Annotated in this window: 14 protein-coding genes and 1 tRNA gene; 11 read left to right on the top strand and 4 right to left on the bottom strand. The window is 66.6% G+C overall.

Annotated elements, in window-relative coordinates; translation table 11 throughout:
- Window positions 1-43: 43 nt before the first annotated feature.
- The 5 genes from DV704_RS09925 (at window position 44) to pdxT (ending at window position 4,528) form a co-directional block, all read left to right on the top strand.
- Window positions 44-1,417 (top strand): hemolysin family protein, encoded by a 1,374-nt coding sequence (locus DV704_RS09925; protein WP_114799427.1) that lies wholly within the window; start codon window positions 44-46, stop codon window positions 1,415-1,417.
- Between the two features lie 65 nt (window positions 1,418-1,482).
- Entirely contained in the window at window positions 1,483-2,619 is a 1,137-nt protein-coding gene (gene sucC / locus DV704_RS09920) for an ADP-forming succinate--CoA ligase subunit beta (RefSeq protein WP_114799426.1), read from the top strand.
- On the top strand, window positions 2,616-3,488 hold the full coding sequence (gene sucD, locus DV704_RS09915) for a succinate--CoA ligase subunit alpha (protein WP_114799425.1): 873 nt from the start codon (window positions 2,616-2,618) through the stop codon (window positions 3,486-3,488). Before sucC ends, sucD begins: the two co-directional genes overlap by 4 nt.
- An 84-nt stretch (window positions 3,489-3,572) precedes the next feature.
- The gene (locus DV704_RS09910) at window positions 3,573-3,929 is read left to right on the top strand and encodes a hypothetical protein (RefSeq protein ID WP_114799424.1); all 357 of its coding nucleotides are present in this window, start codon (window positions 3,573-3,575) and stop codon (window positions 3,927-3,929) included.
- 26 nt (window positions 3,930-3,955) lie between these two features.
- On the top strand, window positions 3,956-4,528 hold the full coding sequence (pdxT, locus tag DV704_RS09905; RefSeq protein WP_114799423.1) for a pyridoxal 5'-phosphate synthase glutaminase subunit PdxT: 573 nt from the start codon (window positions 3,956-3,958) through the stop codon (window positions 4,526-4,528).
- A gap of 631 nt (window positions 4,529-5,159) precedes the next feature.
- Here the strand turns inward: pdxT and DV704_RS09895 are convergent.
- Entirely contained in the window at window positions 5,160-7,760 is a 2,601-nt protein-coding gene (locus DV704_RS09895; protein WP_114799422.1) for a valine--tRNA ligase, read from the bottom strand.
- Between the two features lie 327 nt (window positions 7,761-8,087).
- Here DV704_RS09895 and DV704_RS09890 point away from each other — a divergent pair.
- The 6 genes from DV704_RS09890 to acnA all read left to right on the top strand — a co-directional run bounded on the left by DV704_RS09890 (window position 8,088) and on the right by acnA (window position 16,298).
- Window positions 8,088-8,178 (top strand) — tRNA-Ser (locus DV704_RS09890).
- A gap of 142 nt (window positions 8,179-8,320) precedes the next feature.
- Window positions 8,321-10,288, top strand: a complete 1,968-nt coding sequence (locus DV704_RS09885) for an elongation factor G (RefSeq protein WP_114799421.1) — start codon at window positions 8,321-8,323, stop codon at window positions 10,286-10,288.
- 63 nt (window positions 10,289-10,351) lie between these two features.
- A complete protein-coding gene (locus DV704_RS09880; RefSeq protein ID WP_233498325.1) occupies window positions 10,352-11,746 on the top strand; it encodes a hypothetical protein in 1,395 nt (464 codons plus the stop codon).
- Window positions 11,747-13,153 (top strand): VWA domain-containing protein, encoded by a 1,407-nt coding sequence (locus tag DV704_RS09875; RefSeq protein WP_114799419.1) that lies wholly within the window; start codon window positions 11,747-11,749, stop codon window positions 13,151-13,153.
- Window positions 13,150-13,359: a heavy-metal-associated domain-containing protein gene (locus DV704_RS09870; protein WP_114799418.1), complete on the top strand. Its 210-nt coding sequence runs from the start codon at window positions 13,150-13,152 to the stop codon at window positions 13,357-13,359. The genes DV704_RS09875 and DV704_RS09870 overlap by 4 nt, the downstream gene beginning before the upstream one ends.
- Window positions 13,360-13,559: 200 nt before the next feature.
- Window positions 13,560-16,298, top strand: a complete 2,739-nt coding sequence (gene acnA, locus DV704_RS09865; RefSeq protein ID WP_114799417.1) for an aconitate hydratase AcnA — start codon at window positions 13,560-13,562, stop codon at window positions 16,296-16,298.
- A gap of 42 nt (window positions 16,299-16,340) precedes the next feature.
- On the opposite strand, the gene DV704_RS12415 is transcribed toward acnA, so the two are convergent.
- From DV704_RS12415 to DV704_RS09855, 3 genes are all read right to left on the bottom strand, one after another.
- Complete coding sequence (locus DV704_RS12415) at window positions 16,341-16,466, bottom strand: hypothetical protein (protein WP_255419452.1); 126 nt, start codon at window positions 16,464-16,466, stop codon at window positions 16,341-16,343.
- A 15-nt stretch (window positions 16,467-16,481) separates the two neighbouring features.
- A complete protein-coding gene (locus DV704_RS09860) occupies window positions 16,482-17,135 on the bottom strand; it encodes a GGDEF domain-containing protein (RefSeq protein ID WP_233498324.1) in 654 nt (217 codons plus the stop codon).
- Window positions 17,136-17,231: 96 nt separating this feature from the next.
- Window positions 17,232-17,357 carry a zinc ribbon domain-containing protein gene (locus DV704_RS09855; RefSeq protein WP_233498329.1) on the bottom strand — a complete coding sequence of 42 codons (126 nt, stop codon included), beginning with the start codon at window positions 17,355-17,357 and terminating at the stop codon, window positions 17,232-17,234.
- Between the last annotated feature and the right edge of the window lie 8 nt (window positions 17,358-17,365).

The following is a 17,365-nucleotide window of genomic DNA, read 5'->3' as shown; positions in this document are numbered from 1 at the left end:
TCTCCGGGGCGAAAACGTTTTGGATAGGCCGGACGCGAACCCTATGGAAAGCATCCCGGGCAGTTTTGGCATCATCGCCTTGCTCATCCTCGTCAACGCGTTCTTCGTGGCCGCCGAGTTCTCCTTAGTGGCCATCCGGCGCAGCCGGGTTGAACAGCTAGCCGAAAGCGGCTCCTGGCAGGGCCTGCTCCTCAAACAGGCCATAGGCCGCCTTGACACCTACATCGCCACCACCCAGCTCGGCATCACCGCCACCAACCTAATCCTGGGGGCCTTCGGCGAGCCCTACGTAACCCGCCTCATCGTCTCGGGCATCGCCCTGCTGTTTGGCGAGACCGAGGCCAGCCTGGCGGCAAACAACAGCCTTCTATCCAGCTTCAGCTTTGCCCTCTCGGTCACCCTCATCACCTTTGTCACGGTGCTCTTCGGGGAGCTCGTCCCCAAGGGCGTCGCCCTGCAGCGCACCGAGCAGGTGGCCAGCCTGGCCATCCTGCCCCTCAACCTCTTCCAACGGCTCACCAGCCCCCTGGTCTGGCTTTTCAGCCGCAGCGGCAACTTCTTCCTGCGGCTTTTGGGGCTGAAAGAGGCCCCCTCGCACTCCATGGTGGGCTCGGCCGAGGAGCTCAAGCTCATTGTGGAGGCCTCCTCCAAGCAAGGGGTGCTGGACGAGAGCGAGGGCGAGATCATCAGCCAGATCCTGGACCTGGAGGAGACCCAGGTGCGCTCCATCATGGTCCCGCGGGTGGAGATGGTCACCATTGCCGCCGAGGCCACCCTGCGCGAATTCCGCCAGATGGTGCGCGAGCACCGCTACTCCCGGGTGCCGGTCTACCAGGGCACGGTGGACAACATCATCGGGATTGCCTATGCCCGCGACCTGCTCGAGTTCAGCGAGTCTGCCCTGGATAGCACCCTGGTCAAGAGCATCTGCCACCCGGCCTACTTCGTGCCCGAGACCATGGGCGCGCGGGAGCTTTTGCGCGAGATGCGCCGGCGCAAGACCCACATGGCCATCGTGGTGGATGAGTTCAAGGGCACCGCTGGGCTGGTCACGCTAGAGGACATCATCGAGGAAATCATCGGCGAGATTTACGACGAATCCGACGAGGAAGAGGAGGCCCTCATCCAGGAGCTGGGCCCGGGGGTCTTCATCATGGACGCTGCGATTCCCCTGGAGGACGTCTCCGAAAAACTCGGCATCGCCCTGCCCGAGGGGGAGTACGACACCCTATCGGGCTTTTTGATGGATGAGTTCGGGCGGATTCCCGAGGTGGGGGAGCAGCTCGAGTACGCCGGCTTCCTCTTCACCGTGGAAACCGCCGACCCCCGGGGCATCGAGCGGGTGCGGGTGGAGCGAAAAACCCCTGCGGAAAACCCGGCCCCTGCGGGGGAGTCGGTGGTCTCGGAAAACAGCTAGACCAAGCATGGCCCTCGGCCGGGCACTTATAATGGCGGGCGGCAAAACGGCCAGAGGAGGCTAGTGTGAACCTACACGAGTACCAAGCCAAGGAGATCCTCGCCCGCTACGGCATCCCGGTACCCCCCGGCAAGGTGGCCTTCACCGCCGACGAGGCCAAGCAGATCGCGGCCGAGTACGGCGACACGGTGGTCATCAAGGCCCAGGTCCACACCGGTGGACGGGGCAAAGCCGGTGGGGTCAAGTTAGCCCGCACACCTGAGGAGGCCCGCGAAAAGGCCGGCCAGATTCTGGGCCTCAACATCAAGGGCTTCATCACCAAGAAGGTGCTGGTGGCCAAGGCGGTCAACATCGCCAAGGAGTACTACGCCGGACTGGTGCTGGACCGGACCAGCCAGCGGGTGGTGCTGATGCTATCCAAGGAAGGCGGGGTGGACATCGAGGAGGTGGCCGCGGCCCGCCCCGAAGCGGTGATCAAGTACCCCATCCACCCCCAGACCGGGCTGCGGCCCTTTGAGGCCCGCGAGCTGGTCAAGCGGGCCGGCCTCGAGGGCAACCTGAACAAGCTGGCCGACGTGCTGGTCAAGCTGTACCAGGCCTACGTGGGCATAGACGCCTCCATCGCCGAGATCAACCCCCTGGTCATCACCGACACCGGCGAGGTGGTGGCGGCCGACGCCAAGATTGTGCTGGACGACAACGCCCTCTACCGCCACCCCGAGCTCACCCCCTTGCGGGAGTTCGAGGCCGAGCACCCCCTGGAGGTCGAGGCCTCCAACTACGGCTTCAGCTACGTCAAGCTCGACGGCAACATCGGGGTCATCGGCAACGGGGCCGGGCTGGTGATGTACACCCTGGACCTGGTCCAGCGCAGCGGGGGCCGGGCCGCCAACTTCCTGGATATCGGCGGCGGGGCCAAGGCCGAGGTGGTCTACAACGCCCTCAAGGTGGTGCTCAAGGATCCCGATGTGAAAGGGGTTTTCATCAACATCTTCGGCGGCATCACCCGGGCCGACGAGGTGGCCAAGGGGGTCCTCCGGGCCCTGGAGGAAGGGCTTTTGACCAAGCCGGTGGCCATGCGGGTGGCCGGCACCGCGGAAGAAGAGGCCAAGGCGCTGCTACAGGGAAAACCCGTGTACATGTACCCCACCTCGATCGAGGCGGCAAAGGCCATCATCGCCATGGTAGGAGGTGCCCAGTGAGCATCCTAGTCGACAAGAACACCCAGGTCCTGGTTCAAGGCATCACCGGCCGCGAAGGCGCTTTCCACACCGAGGCCATGCTCAAGGCCGGCACCAAGGTGGTGGCCGGGGTCACCCCGGGCAAGGGGGGACAGACCGCGCTGGGCCTACCCGTCTACGACACAGTAAAAGAAGCGGTGGCCCGGCACAGGATAGACGCCTCCATCATTTTCGTCCCCGCCCCCGCTGCAGCCGATGCGGCGCTCGAGGCGGCCCACGCTGGGGTGCCGCTGGTGGTGCTCATCACCGAGGGCATCCCCACTTTGGACATGGTGCGGGCGGTGGCGGAAATAAAGGCGCTGGGGAACGTGCGCCTGATTGGCGGCAACTGCCCCGGCCTCATCACCCCCGGCGAGTGCAAGCTTGGCATCATGCCGGCCAGCGTCTTCCAGCGGGGCAAGGTGGGGCTTATCTCCCGTTCCGGCACCGTGACCTACGAAACCGCCAAGGCCCTTTCAGACGCGGGCTACGGCATCTCGACCTGCATTGGCATCGGCGGGGACCCCATCATCGGCACCACCTTCAAGGACCTGCTGCCCCTCTTCAACGAAGACCCCGAGACCGAGGCCATCGTGCTCTGCGGTGAGATTGGCGGTTCGGACGAGGAGGACGCCGCTGCTTACATCAAGGAGCACGTGAAAAAGCCGGTGGTGGGCTTTATCGGCGGGCGCAGCGCCCCCAAAGGCAAGCGGATGGGCCACGCCGGGGCCATCATCATGGGCAACGTGGGCACCCCCGAGAGCAAGCTCCAGGCCTTTGCTGAAGCCGGCGTGCCGGTGGCCGAGACCATCGACGAGATTGTGGCCCTGGTGCGGGCCCGTCTGGGTTGAGAAGGAAGCCCGGCGCCATCCCCTTTCGGGGATGGTTCTTTTGTTACAAATCCCGTTACGGGTTATGGTTTACTTGTAACGAGTATGACGCCGACCCACCTGGGCCTGCTGCTTTTCGGTGCTGCGCTGATGGCTGTACTGGTGTTTCTCTGGCTGATGCCCACCCTGGAGCGCCGACGGCAGGAACGGGAGCTCCAGGCCCTGCACAGGATGCACCGCTTTGCCTTGAAGCACAACACCTTCGTGCGCAAATTCCAGGGGGTGCGTTTCGTGGTGGTGCTGGGGCAGCGGGGCTTCCATTACATGCTGGGAGGGCAGTTCGTATCCCGAGCCCAGCTCCTGAAGGCCATAGGAGAAGAGAACGAAAAGGTCTTGCTCAAGGCCGAAAGCGAGGAAAGCCAGCACGGCCCGGTCAAAACCCTGGCCACCTCCCCCGCCTGAGGGCATCCTTCCCTATGATATGAGGCATGAAAATCGGGGTGATGGCCCTGCAGGGCGATTTTCGCGAACACAAAGAGGTGCTGGCCTCGCTTGGGGTCGAGGCGCGAGAAGTGCGGCTCCCTGAAGACCTGGCGGGCCTGGAAGGCCTGATTGTCCCCGGAGGGGAGTCCACCACCATTGGGATGCTGGCGCGGGAGTACGGCCTGGAGGAAGCCGTGCGGCAGCGGGTCGCGGAGGGGTCGCTCGCGGTCTGGGGTACCTGTGCCGGGGCCATCTGGCTGGCCAGGGAGCTGCCCCGCTACCCCGAGCAGCCCCGCCTGGGAATGCTGGACATCCGTGTGGAGCGCAACGCCTACGGGCGGCAGGTGGACAGCTTCGAAGAAGACCTGGAAATCAGCGGTCTAGACCGCCCCTTTCACGCCTTCTTCATCCGAGCCCCCCTCATCCTTAGCACCGGTCCGGGGGTGGAGGTGCTGGCCCGGCGTGGCGAGGAAGTCGTGCTGGTGCGCTCGGGCCGGCTGATGGCCTCCACCTTCCACCCCGAGCTTTCGAGCGATTCCCGGGTACACCAGATCTTCTTGCAGATGGCCGCCGGTTAGCAGGCGCTCGATCTGGGCAAGCTCGAGCCCTAGGTTTTCCCGCGCTTGGGGCTCGAGCCCAGCGAAAAGCTCGGTGCAAAAGATGCGGGGGCGAGCCAGAAAGCGCCACAGCACCGCTGCCCGTCCTTTCAAAAACAAAACCTCCGGCATCCAGGCGTATTCCTGGCGGATGGCCCGGGCATAGCGGGCATAGGTCCCGGGCTCGGCCCCCAGAATGGCCAGGTCGGCCTCCACAAACAAAGCCGTAAGCAGGTCCTCGGCCCTGTGGGTGCGGGTGGCCCGGATGAGCCTGGCCACGCTCTGCACCAGCCCGGCCTCCAGCCCTGCCCGGCGCAGGCTGGATAGGGCGAGCCGGGCGCTTCTTTCCTCGTTGTCGCTTCGGGTGGGGTCGTAGACGGCGTCGTGGAACCAGGCAGCCAGCTCCAGCCTGGGATCCTCGGGCAAAAAGGCGAGCATATGTTCCAGGTGGGCCAGGGTATGGTAGCAGCGCTGGGGCTCGCGGTAGCGGGCCAGGAGATCGCGCAGCAGGGGAGCGTGAACCTCCGGCCCCAGCCCCAGGCCCCCCATCAACCGCTCCCAGCGGGCCTCCAGCCGTCGGCGCCCCCCCGGCGAAAGCCTGAAGCGCTCCATGCTAGCCGAGCCGGGCCAGGTTCTCCCGAATGCGCTCTAGCTGGGCCTGGTTTTCCCGAAGCCGCTCCCGCTCTGCCTCCACCACCGCAGGGTCGGCCCGCTCTACAAAACCCGGGTTGGCCAGCTTCCGCTCGCTTGCCGCCACCAGCTTTTCCAGCTCGGCCAGGCGTTTTTTCTGCCGCTCAAGGAAGGCCTGCAGGTCGCCCTGCGGCTCGAGGTAGACCGTGACGCTGGGGGTCACCTGGGCCAGGGCTTTAGCTGGACGGCCCACCCGGGCCTCGGCCCTGGCTAAAAAGCGGAAGAGGGAAAGATTCTCCATCACCAGCCCAGCCCCCTCCCCTTCAAGCTGCACCGCAATCTCCTGCTGCGGGGCCAGGCCCAGCTCGGCCCTCAGGCTGCGGGTGGCGGCAATCACCTGCTGCAGGGTCTCAAAGGCCCGTTCGGCCTCCACGTCGCGCTCGCCCGGGGCGGGCCAGTCCTGCAGGGCCAGCTGCTTGGCATCGCCGGTGAGGGCCTCGTAAAGCTCGGAGGTGATGAAGGGCATGATGGGGTGCAGCAGCTTCAACAGCGTGGCCAGGGTGGACTCCAGGCTGCGCTGGGTGGCCCGGTTGCCTGCTCTGAGCGCCGGCTTGGCCGCCTCCAGGTACCAGTCGCAGAACTCGCTCCAGACCAGCTCGTACACCAGCCGCGCAGCCCGGCCCAGGTCGTAGGCCTCGTAGGCCTCGGTGATCTCGGCAACCCCGCGGCTGAGCCTCGAGGCCATCCAGCGGTCGGCCAGGGTGGGGGCATCGGAGCCCGTGGCGGCCTCCCGGTTCATGAGCACGAAGCGGGCCGCGTTGTAAAGCTTGTTGGCGAAGTTGCGCCCCTGCTCATAGCGCCGCTCGTCGTGGCGGATGTCCTGCCCCCCGGTCGCCAGATAGGCCCAGGCGAAGCGGCAGGCATCGGCCCCATACCTGTCCACGAGCTCCAGCGGGTCGATGCCGTTGTCCTTGCTCTTGGACATCTTCTGGCCCCTGGCATCCAGGTAAAGCCCGTGCAGCACGATGGTGTGGAAGGGGGCCCTGCCGGTGAACTGGTAGCCCGCCATCTGCATCCGCGCCACCCAGAAGAAGATGATGTCGTAGCCCGTCACCAGCACATCGGTGGGGTAGAACTTCCTGTAGTCCTCGGTCTCCTCGGGCCAGCCCAGGGTGGAGAAGGGCCAAAGGGCCGAGGAGAACCAGGTATCGAAGACGTCCGGGTCGCGCCGCAGGTTCAGGTGGGCATAGCGGGGGTCCTTGTCGCAGTCGAGGTCGGGGTTGTCGGGGTCGGGGACGTAGATGTTGCCCGCCTCGTCGTACCAGGCGGGTATCTGGTGGCCCCACCAAAGCTGGCGGGCGATGGCCCAGTCCTTGATGTTTTCGAGCCAGTCGCGGTTCACCTTTTCCCAGCGCTCCGGCACAAAGCGCATCTCACCCCGCTCCAACCCCTGCAGCACCTTCTCGGCCACCGGCTTCATCCGCACGAACCACTGCTCCATCAAAAGGGGCTCCACCGGGGCCTTGGTCCGGTCGGAATAGCCCAGGGCGATGGTGTAGTCCTCTACCCTGCGCACATGCCCGGCGGCTTCCAGGGCCGCCACCACCTGCTTGCGGGCCTCGAAGCGCTCCAGCCCGCGGAAGGCCTCGGGCACCCGCTCGCCGGTAAGCCGGCCGTCCAGGTCAATCACGCTGGGCATCTCGAGGCCGTGGCGCTGGCCGATCTCGAAGTCGGTGGGGTCGTGGGCGGGGGTAATCTTGAGCGCCCCGGTGCCGAAGTCCATGAGCACCGCCTCGTCGGCGATGATGGGAATGTAGCGCTCGGTAAGGGGAATCCGGGCCCTTCGGCCCACCAGGTGCCGGTAGCGCTCGTCGGCGGGGTTCACCGCGATGGCCACATCGGCGAAGATGGTCTCGGGGCGCACGGTGGCAATCTGGATCTCTCCCCCTTCCTCCAGGGGGTAGGCCAGGGTGTAGAGCTTGCCCGGGGTGGGCTCCACGTTGACCTCGAGGTCGGAAAGCACCGTCTTGGCCACCGGGTCCCAGTTCACGATGCGCTGGCCGCGGTAGGCCAGCCCCTGGTGGTAGTACAGCACGAAACTCCGCCGCACCGCACGGGAAAGCCCCTCGTCCAGGGTAAAGCGCTCCCGGCTCCAGTCGCAGCTCGCCCCGATGCGGCGCAGTTGGTGCAGGATGGTCCCCCCGTTCTTCTCCTTGAAGGCCCAGACCCGCTCCAAAAACTTCTCCCGCCCCAGGTCGTGACGGCTGAGGCCCTCCTGGGCCAGCTCCCGCTCCACCAGCACCTGGGTGGTGATGCCGGCGTGGTCGGTGCCGGGCAGGTACAAAGCCTCGTAGCCCTGCATGCGCTTGAAGCGGACTATGATGTCGATGATGGTGTTCTCCAGGGCATGGCCCAGGTGCAGGCTGCCGGTCACGTTGGGGGGTGGGATCACGATGGTGAAAGGCCCCTTGCCCTTTCCCGCGTTCAGCTCGGGCTTTAGAGGATTTCTGGCCCACTCCTCGGCCCAACGCGGCTCCACCTTCTGCGGATCGTAGGCTTTAGGCAGCTCCTGGCTTTTGATCATGGCCTCACCTCAAGAAAAAACGCCCGCACAGCCTTGGCTGCGCGGACGAGGGCATACCCCGCGGTACCACCGCGCTTCCTGGGCGCTACGGCCCAGGCGCTCGTAAGTGCTGTGACGGGCACCCCCGGCAGGCTCTACTCGGCCTTGGCCTTTCCTCCTGCAGGCTCGCGGGCGACCTTCGGACCGCTGGAAGCCCGGGCGCCCTCTCAGCCGCGGAGCGCCCTCTCTGTGGGACAAGCGGGCCTACTCCTCCCGGTCCTCGCCTGAGGACCAGTATACACCAGCTTGACGCTCCCCAGAAGGCCCGTTAGACTCATCTTTGCCCCTGGAGTGGTGCCCGAGTGGTTGAAGGGGCACGCCTGGAGAGCGTGTATACGGGTTCTCCGTATCGAGGGTTCGAATCCCTCCCACTCCGCCAGCCGCCCTGTGGGGGCGGCTTTTTTCAGCGTTTTAGAGGCTCCCCTTCAGGTTATCGAGGCCTTGGTGCAAAGTCTGCACGGCGGCTGGACACCGGCTTTCTCCCCGGGCGTATACTGAAACCCAACCAAAGGAGGTCGGAGATGATTCGCACCGTCGCCCTTGTGGGGCACAGCGGCAGCGGCAAAACTACTCTTGGCGAAGCCCTTCTCTTCTTCACCGGAGGCAAAGACCGGATGGGGCGGGTGGAGGAAGGGAACACCACCTCCGACTACACCCCAGAGGAGAAGGCCCACCGAATCTCGATCCGCACCGCCGTGCTGCCCCTTGTGTACCGGGGGCACCGCATCTACCTGCTGGACGCCCCAGGCTACGCCGACTTCGTGGGGGAGATCCGCGGGGCCCTGGAGGCAGCCGACGCAGCGGTGGTGGCGGTCTCGGCGGAAAACGGGGTGCAGATTGGCACCGAGCGGGCCTGGACAGTGGCCGAGCGGCTGGAGCTACCCAGGATGGTGGTGGTCACCAAGCTGGAAAAGGGGGGCGACTTCTTCGCCCTTCTGGAGGACCTGCGGGCCACCCTAGGCCCCATCCTGCCCGCCCACCTGCCGCTTTGCGAGGGGGGGGCATGGGTGGGCCTGATTGATGTGCTGCATGGCCGGGCCTTCCGCTACGAGAAGGGGCGGCCTGTGCTGACCAGCATCCCCGAAGCAGAGCGGGAGCGGGTGGAGAAGTACCGCCTTGAGGCCCGGGAGGCCATCATCGAGACCGACGAGGGCCTGCTGGAAAAGTACCTGGAAGGGGGGGAGGTGGAGGAGGTCGCGCTATCACGCGCCTTTCACGAGGCCGTGCGCAAGGGGCAGCTTTACCCTGTGGCCATCGGCTCAGCAGGAGCCCTAATCGGGCTGGACATGCTTCTGGACCTCTTCCTGGAAGCCCTGCCTGCCCCTGAGGAGCGCTGGGGCGAGGGCCCTCCGGCGGCCAAGGTCTTCAAGGTGCAGGTGGACCCCTTCATGGGGCAGGTGGCCTTTGCCCGGCTCTACCGGGGCCGGCTCAAGCCCGGCGACAGCCTGCAGTCCGACAACGGCCCGGTGCGGCTGGCCCACCTGTACACTGCCAAGGGAAAGGACCTGCTGGAGCTGGAGGAGGCCGAGGCCGGCACCATCCTGGCCTTGCCCAAGGCCGACCAGCTCCACAAGGGCATGACGCTTTGGCAGGGGGAGCGGCTCCAGTTCCCCTCGGCCCGGCTGCCCGAGCCGGTGGCAATGCGGGCCATTTTCCCCGAAAGCCGCGCCGACGAGGCCAAGCTGGGCGACGCCCTGCGCAAGCTTTTGGAGGAGGACCCCAGCCTGAAATTCGAGCGCAACCCCGAGACCGGCGAGCAGGTCCTTTGGGGCATGGGCGAGCTGCACCTCGAGACCGCCATCGAGCGCCTGGGCAGCTATGGGGTGCGGGTCATCGCCCGGCTACCCAAGGTGCCCTACCGCGAGACCATCCGCAAAAAGGCCGAGGGCCAGGGCAAGCACAAGAAGCAGACCGGCGGCCACGGCCAGTACGGGGACGTCTGGCTCAGGCTGGAGCCGCACGAGGACTACGCCTTTGTTTGGGAGATTACCGGGGGGGTAATCCCCACCAAGTACATGGAGGCGGTGGAAGCCGGCATCAAGGAGGCCGCCAGGAGCGGGCCTTTGGCGGGCTATCCGGTGATGGGCTTCCGGGCGGTGGTCTTCAACGGCTCTTACCACGAGGTGGATAGTTCCGACATGGCCTTCCAGCTCGCGGCCCAGCTCGCCTTCAAGAACGTGGTGGCCCAGGCCAGCCCCACCCTGCTGGAGCCCATCTACCGCCTCAGGGTGTTCGCCCCCCAGGAGCGGGTGGGCGATATCCTCTCCGACCTCCAGGCCCGCCGGGGCCGCATTCTGGGAATGGAGCAGGAGGGCGCTTTGGCGGTGGTGAGCGCCGAGGTGCCCCTGGCCGAGCTTTTGGAGTATGGCCGCGCCCTCTCGGGGCTCACCCAGGGCACGGGGGCCTACAGCCTCGAGTTCTCCCACTACGCCGAGGTGCCGCCCCAGCTGGCCCAGAAAATCATCGCGGAGCGCAAGGCCGAGGCCTGAGGCATTCACCCCTGGAATCGGGCCGGGCTGTACTATGGGGCTATGCTCCGTGGGATTGCTTGGGTGCTTCTCCTGCTTGCCCCAGCCCTGGCCCAGAACCTGGTCTCACTGGCCCCCCCGGGGGCGGTGGCGGGCTTCTACCTGGCCGACCTGCGCGGCAGCCGCTACATCCAGGGGCTGGCCAGCGACTTCAGGCAAAGCGGCCTGGAAGGGCTGCTGAACCGGGAGTTGCGCCAGAAGGAGGGGGAGGTTGTGGACCTGCTGGGCATCGCCGCAGGGGGGCTGGCCGCTGCGGTCTACCCCGATGGTTTCTTCCTGATCGGGCGGCCCAGCCCTGCAGCGCTGAGGGTTTTGCGCAAGGAAGCCCGGGGCCTGCGCACCGTGGGGGGCTGGCAGGTGGGCGGCGACCAGGAGGTGCAGCTAGGGTTTAGCCGCGAGCTCTTCTTTGCGGCCAGCCCCAGGTACGCCCAGCTCTTTCTGCAAAACCGGCGGGGCCTGCGGGCCCCGGCGCAGGGGGAGGTGGTGTTCTGGGCAACCCTACCGCAAAGCCTGCCGCAGGAGCTGGGGCTGCCGCCCCGCACCTCCAGCGCCCTGCGCACCCTGCGCCAGCTCACCTACCGCCTTCAGCTCACCCCTGGCGGTTATACCGAGGAGGTCCGCCTCGAGCTCAACCCCTCAGCCGACCCAGCCCTGGCCCGCCTGCTCCTGCCCCAGGGGCGCCCCTACGACCCCGCCGAACTGCCGCAGGGGTATGCGGTCTTTACGGGGGTCTTCGACCTGGGCCGCTTCGGCGCCTACTTAGGGGGCATCCTGCGCGAGTTTGGCCAGGCTTACCGGCTCGAGCTGGGCGGGTTTGGCAGCCGGTTCGCCCTGGTCACGGCCAAAGGACCCCCGCCTGCCCCCGATGCCCTAGGAGAAAGCCCGCTTGGGCACAACCTCCTCTACGTTGAACTCCGCGACCCCGCCACCGCCGAGGCCAACTTGCTGGCCCTCCTCCAAAGCCTGGCCGCCTTCGCCACCCCCGAGGGGCGGGGGGGCTTCAGGGTGCTGGGGAACGAGGGGGGGTTCAAGGCGGTGGAGGTGGGGCTGATGGGCACCCTCTACTACCGCCTCGAGCCCGACCGCCTGGTGCTGGCCACCAGCAAGGCCGCCCTCGAGGCCCTGCGCAACCCCCCCTGGGGGCGCGACCCGGGTTTTCGGCGCTTCCGCGTGCGGGTGCCGGCCAACGCCGTGGGCTTCAGCTACAGCGACCAGGGGGCCATGCTGCGGGAGCAGGCCGCCCTGACGGCCAGGCTACTGCCCCAGACCCTCGGGCGGGGGGAGTTCGAGCAGAGGCTGGCCAGGGCCCTGGGCAACTTCCTGGAGCGGATTTCCCAACGCTTTGGCCCCGGGCTTTCCTACACGGTGGTGGAGGGCGGCAGCTTGGTGCAGCGCAGCTTCTACGAGGTCCGCTGGTAGATGCAGCTCGCCTTCGCCCTGCCCTGGGCGCTGGTCCTTATCCCGCCCGCCCTGGGCCTCATCTGGTGGTGGTACCGCCGCCGGCGGCCCCCAGAGCGCCGGGTGGCGGGGCTTTGGCTCTGGCAAAGAGCCCTGCGCAAGGGACGGGCCCGGCGGCGGCTTGACCTGCGGCTGCTTTTGCTCCTGCTGGCGGCCTTGCTGGGCTTTCTGGCCCTATCCGGCCCCAGCCTGTCCCTAGAACGCCCCGGCCCGCTGATAGTGGTGCTGGACACAGCGGCCTCCATGGCCGCCACCGACCTTCCCCCAAGCCGCTTCCAACGGGCTCTGGAGCTGGCCCGCGCCCACCTGCAAAAAGCCCCCCAGGCGGTCCTGGTGCTGCCCGGCGACCCCCCGCAGGTCTTCGGCCCGGCCCCAGGCAGCAGCCTGGTTCCGGCGCTGGAGCAGGCGGCCCCCAGGGCCCAGAGCACCGACCTGGCGCAGGCCCTGGCCCAGGGCCAGGCCCGCCTGCCCCAGGCCCCCAGCCTGGTCATCAGCGACAAGCCTCCCCCACCCGGCAGCGACGGCTACCTCAACGTGGCCGGCAACGGGCCCAATGTGGGCATCAGCGCCATAGGCCCCGGCTTCGTGGCCGTGGCCAACGCAGGCCCTGGCCTCTGGCGGGGCGAGGTATGGGTGAACGGACGGCGCTACCCTTTAGAAGTCCCGGCCCGGGGCTTCGCCAGCCTTGAGGTGCCCCAGGCCACCCTTGAAGCCCGGCTTTTGCTCCAGGACAGCCTGGGGCTGGACGACGAGGCCCGCTTTACCCGCCGGGCGGTCCGGGTGGAGGTCTCGGGGGAGGCCCCCGCCTTGGAGCGGGTGCTGCGGCTGCTGGGCACCGCCCGGGGCAGCCCCGGGGAGATGGTTTTCGAGCTGGGCACCCCCCGCCGCGAACCCTCGCGCTTTACCGTCTTCTTCGCCCGGGAGGCCTCGGGCCAGGCCACGGTTTTCGACGTGGAGCGCACCCTGCCCTACCTGCGGGGGGTGGAGCTGGTGGGCTACAGCCTGCGCATCCCCCCCGCCCCCCAGGCCCCAGGATGGCGGCCCCTGGCCCAGAGCGAGACCGGCCAGGCCCTGGCCTGGTACCACCCCAACGGCCTCTACCTGCCCCCGGTGGAAAGCCTGCAGGACCTCCCTGCTTTTCCTGTGCTGCTTTACAACCTGGTGGCCCCCCGAGGCGAGCAAAGGAGCGGCCTTCTGCGCGCCGAGGAGACCCTGCTGCCCCGGCCCATTCCGAGCCAGCCCCTCCCCCCAGGCCTCACCCTTTCCCTAGGTCCCCCCTTGGCCCTGCTGGCCGCGCTGGTGCTGGGGCTGGAGCTGCTGCTCTTCCAGCGGCCAAGGCGGGCCGCTGGGCTAGAATTGGGGACATGAACCGGGTTTTGCTGGGCGTGCGGGGCATGGAGCGCCCCGAGCAGGTAGAGAAGGTGCGCAAAGCCCTGGAGCAGCTCGAGGGCGTGGAAGGGGTGCAGCCCGCCGAGGTGGGGCAGCTCGAGGTAGTCTACGACCCCCACCGGCTTACCGTGATGGACCTCATCCGGGCCGTGCGGGAGCAGGGCTTCCTGGCGGGCATGCTCTAAGCGATAACCACTCGCAGCACCGCCGCCCTTGCGCTAATATAGGGGTGTCTGAGGTAGGGCGCACCCGCCCAGGCAGGAAGAAAGCCCCACAACCCGTAGGCAAACCGCGCCTGCCCTTTTAAACTGGAAGGGCAAGCCGCTGCCTGTAACCCGGTAGCCGCCACGAGCGGCTGGGGCCCCCACCTGTGAAAGGAGCTTCTATGGCATACAGAGACGAGTTCAAAACCCGCAAGAGCCTCTCTACGCGAACAGGAGAGGTCTACTACTACGACATCCTGGAGCTGGAGCGCCAGGGCATTGCCCCGGTCTCCAGGTTGCCCTTCAGCATCCGGGTCATGCTCGAGTCCCTACTGCGCAACCACGACGAGTACAAGGTAACCCGGGAAGATGTGCTCCGTCTGGCCAACTGGCAGCCCGACCCGGGCGAGGTAAACGTACCTTTGATCCTCGCGCGGGTCATCCTACAGGACTTCACCGGGGTGCCAGCGGTGGTCGACCTGGCCGCCATGCGCGACGCGGTGGCCAGGCTGGGCGGTGACCCCGAGATGATCAACCCGGTGGTACCGGTGGACCTGGTCATCGACCACTCGGTGCAGGTGGACTTCTTCGGTACCACCTACGCCTTCGAGAAAAACGTGGAACTCGAGTACCAGCGCAACGCCGAGCGCTACCGGCTCATCAAGTGGGCCCAACAAGCCCTCAAAGGCTTCCGCGCGGTGCCCCCGGGCACCGGCATCGTGCACCAGGTGAACCTGGAGTACCTGGCCCAGGTGGTCATGACCCAGAAGGGCGAGGACGGCCGCGTCTACGCCTTCCCCGACTCCCTGGTGGGCACCGACTCCCACACCACCATGATCAACGGTCTGGGCGTGCTGGGCTGGGGTGTGGGAGGCATCGAGGCCGAGGCGGTGATGCTGGGCCAGCCCTACTACATGCTGGCACCTAGGGTGGTGGGCTTCAAGCTGGTGGGCGAGTTGCCCGAGGGAGCCACCGCCACCGACCTGGTGCTCAGGGTCACCGAGATGCTGCGAAAGCACGGGGTGGTGGGCAAGTTCGTGGAGTTCTACGGCCCCGGGGTCTCCAAGCTCTCTTTGGCCGACCGGGCCACCATCGCCAACATGGCGCCGGAGTACGGCGCCACCATGGGCTACTTCCCCATTGACGAGGAAACCCTGGCCTATCTTCGGCTCACCGGCCGCCCGGAGGAGCTTGTGGACCTGGTGGAGCGCTACGCCAAGGCCAACGGTCTTTGGCGCACCGACGACGCCGCTCCGGTATACAGCGAGTACCTCGAGCTCGACCTCTCCACCGTCACCCCCTCCCTGGCCGGCCCCAAGCGCCCGCAGGACCGGGTCAACCTTTCCGAGGTCAAGCAAAGCTTCCTCGAGCACCTCACCAAAGACCCCAAGGAACGCGGCTTTGGCCTAAAACCAGAACATCTCGATAAGCGGGTCTTGGTCAGGCGAGGCCGCGAGGAGTTCGAACTGCGGCATGGCTCGGTGGTCATCGCGGCCATCACGAGCTGCACCAACACCTCCAACCCCTCGGTAATGCTAGGGGCCGGCCTCCTGGCCAAAAAGGCGATAGAGGCAGGCCTCGACACCCAGCCCTGGGTCAAGAGCAGCCTGGCTCCCGGCTCCAAGGTGGTCACCGAGTACCTGGACGCCGCCGGCCTGACCCCCTTCCTGGAGGCCCTGCGCTTCCACACCGTGGGCTATGGCTGCACCACCTGCATCGGGAACTCAGGGCCCCTGCCCGAGGAGATATCCAGAGCAGTGCGGGAGGGCGACCTGGTGGTGGCGGCAGTGCTCTCGGGCAATCGTAACTTCGAGGGCCGAATCAACCCCGATGTGAAGGCCAACTACCTGGCCAGCCCCATGCTGGTGGTGGCCTATGCGATTGCAGGCCGCATCGACATCGACTTCAACACCGAGCCCCTGGGCTTCGACCCCAACGGCAAACCGGTCTACCTGCGGGACATCTGGCCGAGCCAGGAGGAGATCCGCGAGGCCATCCACAAAACCCTGGACCCCGAGATGTTCCGCCGGCAGTACGCCACGGTCTTCGAGGGCGACGCCCACTGGAAGGCCCTGTCTGCCCCCACCGGCCAGCTTTACCAGTTCGACCCCAACAGCACCTACATCCAAAACCCCCCCTTCTTCGAGAACCTGGATGCCCCGCGCCAGCTTTCCGACATTCAAGGGGCTCGGGTCCTTCTCCTGCTGGGCGACTCCATCACCACCGACCACATCTCCCCCGCGGGCAGCATCGCCAAAGACTCCCCCGCAGCCCGCTACCTGATGGGCCACGGGGTGGAGCCGGCCGACTTCAACTCCTACGGCAGCCGCCGGGGCAACCACGAGGTAATGATGCGGGGCACCTTCGCCAACATTCGCATCCGCAACCTGATGCTGGGAGGTAAAGAGGGCCCCTACACCAAGAAGCTGCCCAAGTCCGACCGGGGCGCCGAGCCGGGCACGGGCGAGGAGATGTTCGTCTACGACGCGGCCATGCAGTACAAGGCCGAGGGCACCCCCCTTCTGGTCATCGGCGGCATCGAGTACGGCAACGGCTCCAGCCGCGACTGGGCGGCCAAGGGCACCTATCTGCTTGGGGTGAAGGCCGTCATCGCCCAAAGCTTTGAGCGCATCCACCGGAGCAACCTGGTGGGCATGGGCGTGCTGCCGCTGGAGTTCCAACCGGGCCAAAGCGCTGCCAGCCTGGGCCTGACCGGCTATGAACTCTACGACATCCTGGGCCTGGAAGACCTAGCCCCCGGCAAGATGCTCACCGTGGTGGCCACCCGCGCCGACGGCAGCCAGGTGCGCTTCCAGGTCAAGGCCCGCATCGACACCCCGGTGGAGCTCGACTACTACAAAAACGGCGGCATCCTGCAGACCGTGCTCAAGAACATACTGGCGGAGAAGGCCCGGGCCTAATCCCGAACCGGGCAACGGCTGTACTTGCGTACAGCCGTTTTATTAGCGCCCTAGAACCAGCTCTACCAGGAGCCAGCCGAGAAAAAACAAAGCCGCCAGTAAGGCCAGGTGGTGGCGGGGCCAGGCAGCGGTTTTCCGCTTGAAAAATTCGAGGATGCGGCCTTGCATGCTTGCTCCTCCCAGTCAGTAATAGAGGCCGGGAAAGGTCTGGTTGCGCCCGGCCTCAATGGCTTCAGCCAGAAAGCGCTGGGCCCGCTCCATCACGTGCTGGGCCGAGGAATCGTCGCCGCGGCTGGCAAAACCCAGGCTCAGGGTGACCCTAAGCTCGGGGTGTAAGGAGGGCCAGGGGTACTTGAGCACCGCCACCCGCAGCCGCTCGCAAACCCCAAAGGCCCGGTCGTTGCTAATGCCGCGCAGGATGAGGGCCAGGTTGGCCTCCCCCACCCGGCCAGCCACATCCGAGGCCCGCAAAACCCTGCGCACAAGCTGCCCTACCCGCCGCAAGACCTCGTCGGCCAGTTGCCCGAAGCGCCCGGCAAGCTGGGCAAAACCGTCTACCTCGACGAATACCAGGCTGAAGGCCTCCCCTTCCTCATAGACCCGCTGAAGCGCCCGCTCAAAGGCCGAGCGGTCCAGCAAGCCGGTGAGGCCGTCCTCTTCTCCAAGCTCTGGATTGCGGGAGCGCAAAAGGGCCTGGTTACGGGCTTCGAGCATGGCTCGAGCGCTCTTCAGGTCGGCGCGCAAGCGCTCTAGGCGGGGGATGGGTTGCTCGAGCTCGGCCTGCATTCTCTCGAGTAGCTCCGCCAGCTTCAAATCCTCGTCCCGAAGTGCTTCCATGACCACCCTAAGCATAGAACGCCGCTGAACCCCGGGTTGTGCTGTATGAACATAGCGTGACGACTCCCCATTCTGAAGAACGGGGCTTCTCGGTTCTCACGGAACGGCCCTTGCCGTATCCATCCCCGCAGGCTCCGTCCGAGCCCTGGCCAGGATGTTCAGCGCTGCGGCCACGTCCCGGTGGAAGAGCGTCCCACACCCAGGGCAGGTGTACGCCCGTATCCAGAGGG

The sequence above is a fragment of the Meiothermus sp. QL-1 genome (assembly GCF_003351145.1).
GTDB lineage: Bacteria > Deinococcota > Deinococci > Deinococcales > Thermaceae > Meiothermus.
This window is presented reverse-complemented; position numbering and strand designations above follow the sequence as displayed.

What these genes read in the sequence shown, in the direction of transcription:
- DV704_RS09925 (WP_114799427.1), top strand. Translation starts at nt 44, where the DNA reads ATGGAAAGCATCCCGGGCAGTTTTGGCATCATCGCCTTGCTCATCCTC.
- DV704_RS09910 (WP_114799424.1), top strand. Translation starts at nt 3,573, where the DNA reads ATGACGCCGACCCACCTGGGCCTGCTGCTTTTCGGTGCTGCGCTGATG.
- pdxT (WP_114799423.1), top strand. Translation starts at nt 3,956, where the DNA reads ATGAAAATCGGGGTGATGGCCCTGCAGGGCGATTTTCGCGAACACAAA.
- DV704_RS09895 (WP_114799422.1), bottom strand. Translation starts at nt 7,760, where the DNA reads ATGATCAAAAGCCAGGAGCTGCCTAAAGCCTACGATCCGCAGAAGGTG.
- DV704_RS09885 (WP_114799421.1), top strand. Translation starts at nt 8,321, where the DNA reads ATGATTCGCACCGTCGCCCTTGTGGGGCACAGCGGCAGCGGCAAAACT.
- DV704_RS09875 (WP_114799419.1), top strand. Translation starts at nt 11,747, where the DNA reads ATGCAGCTCGCCTTCGCCCTGCCCTGGGCGCTGGTCCTTATCCCGCCC.
- DV704_RS09870 (WP_114799418.1), top strand. Translation starts at nt 13,150, where the DNA reads ATGAACCGGGTTTTGCTGGGCGTGCGGGGCATGGAGCGCCCCGAGCAG.
- acnA (WP_114799417.1), top strand. Translation starts at nt 13,560, where the DNA reads ATGGCATACAGAGACGAGTTCAAAACCCGCAAGAGCCTCTCTACGCGA.
- DV704_RS12415 (WP_255419452.1), bottom strand. Translation starts at nt 16,466, where the DNA reads ATGCAAGGCCGCATCCTCGAATTTTTCAAGCGGAAAACCGCTGCCTGG.
- DV704_RS09860 (WP_233498324.1), bottom strand. Translation starts at nt 17,135, where the DNA reads ATGGAAGCACTTCGGGACGAGGATTTGAAGCTGGCGGAGCTACTCGAG.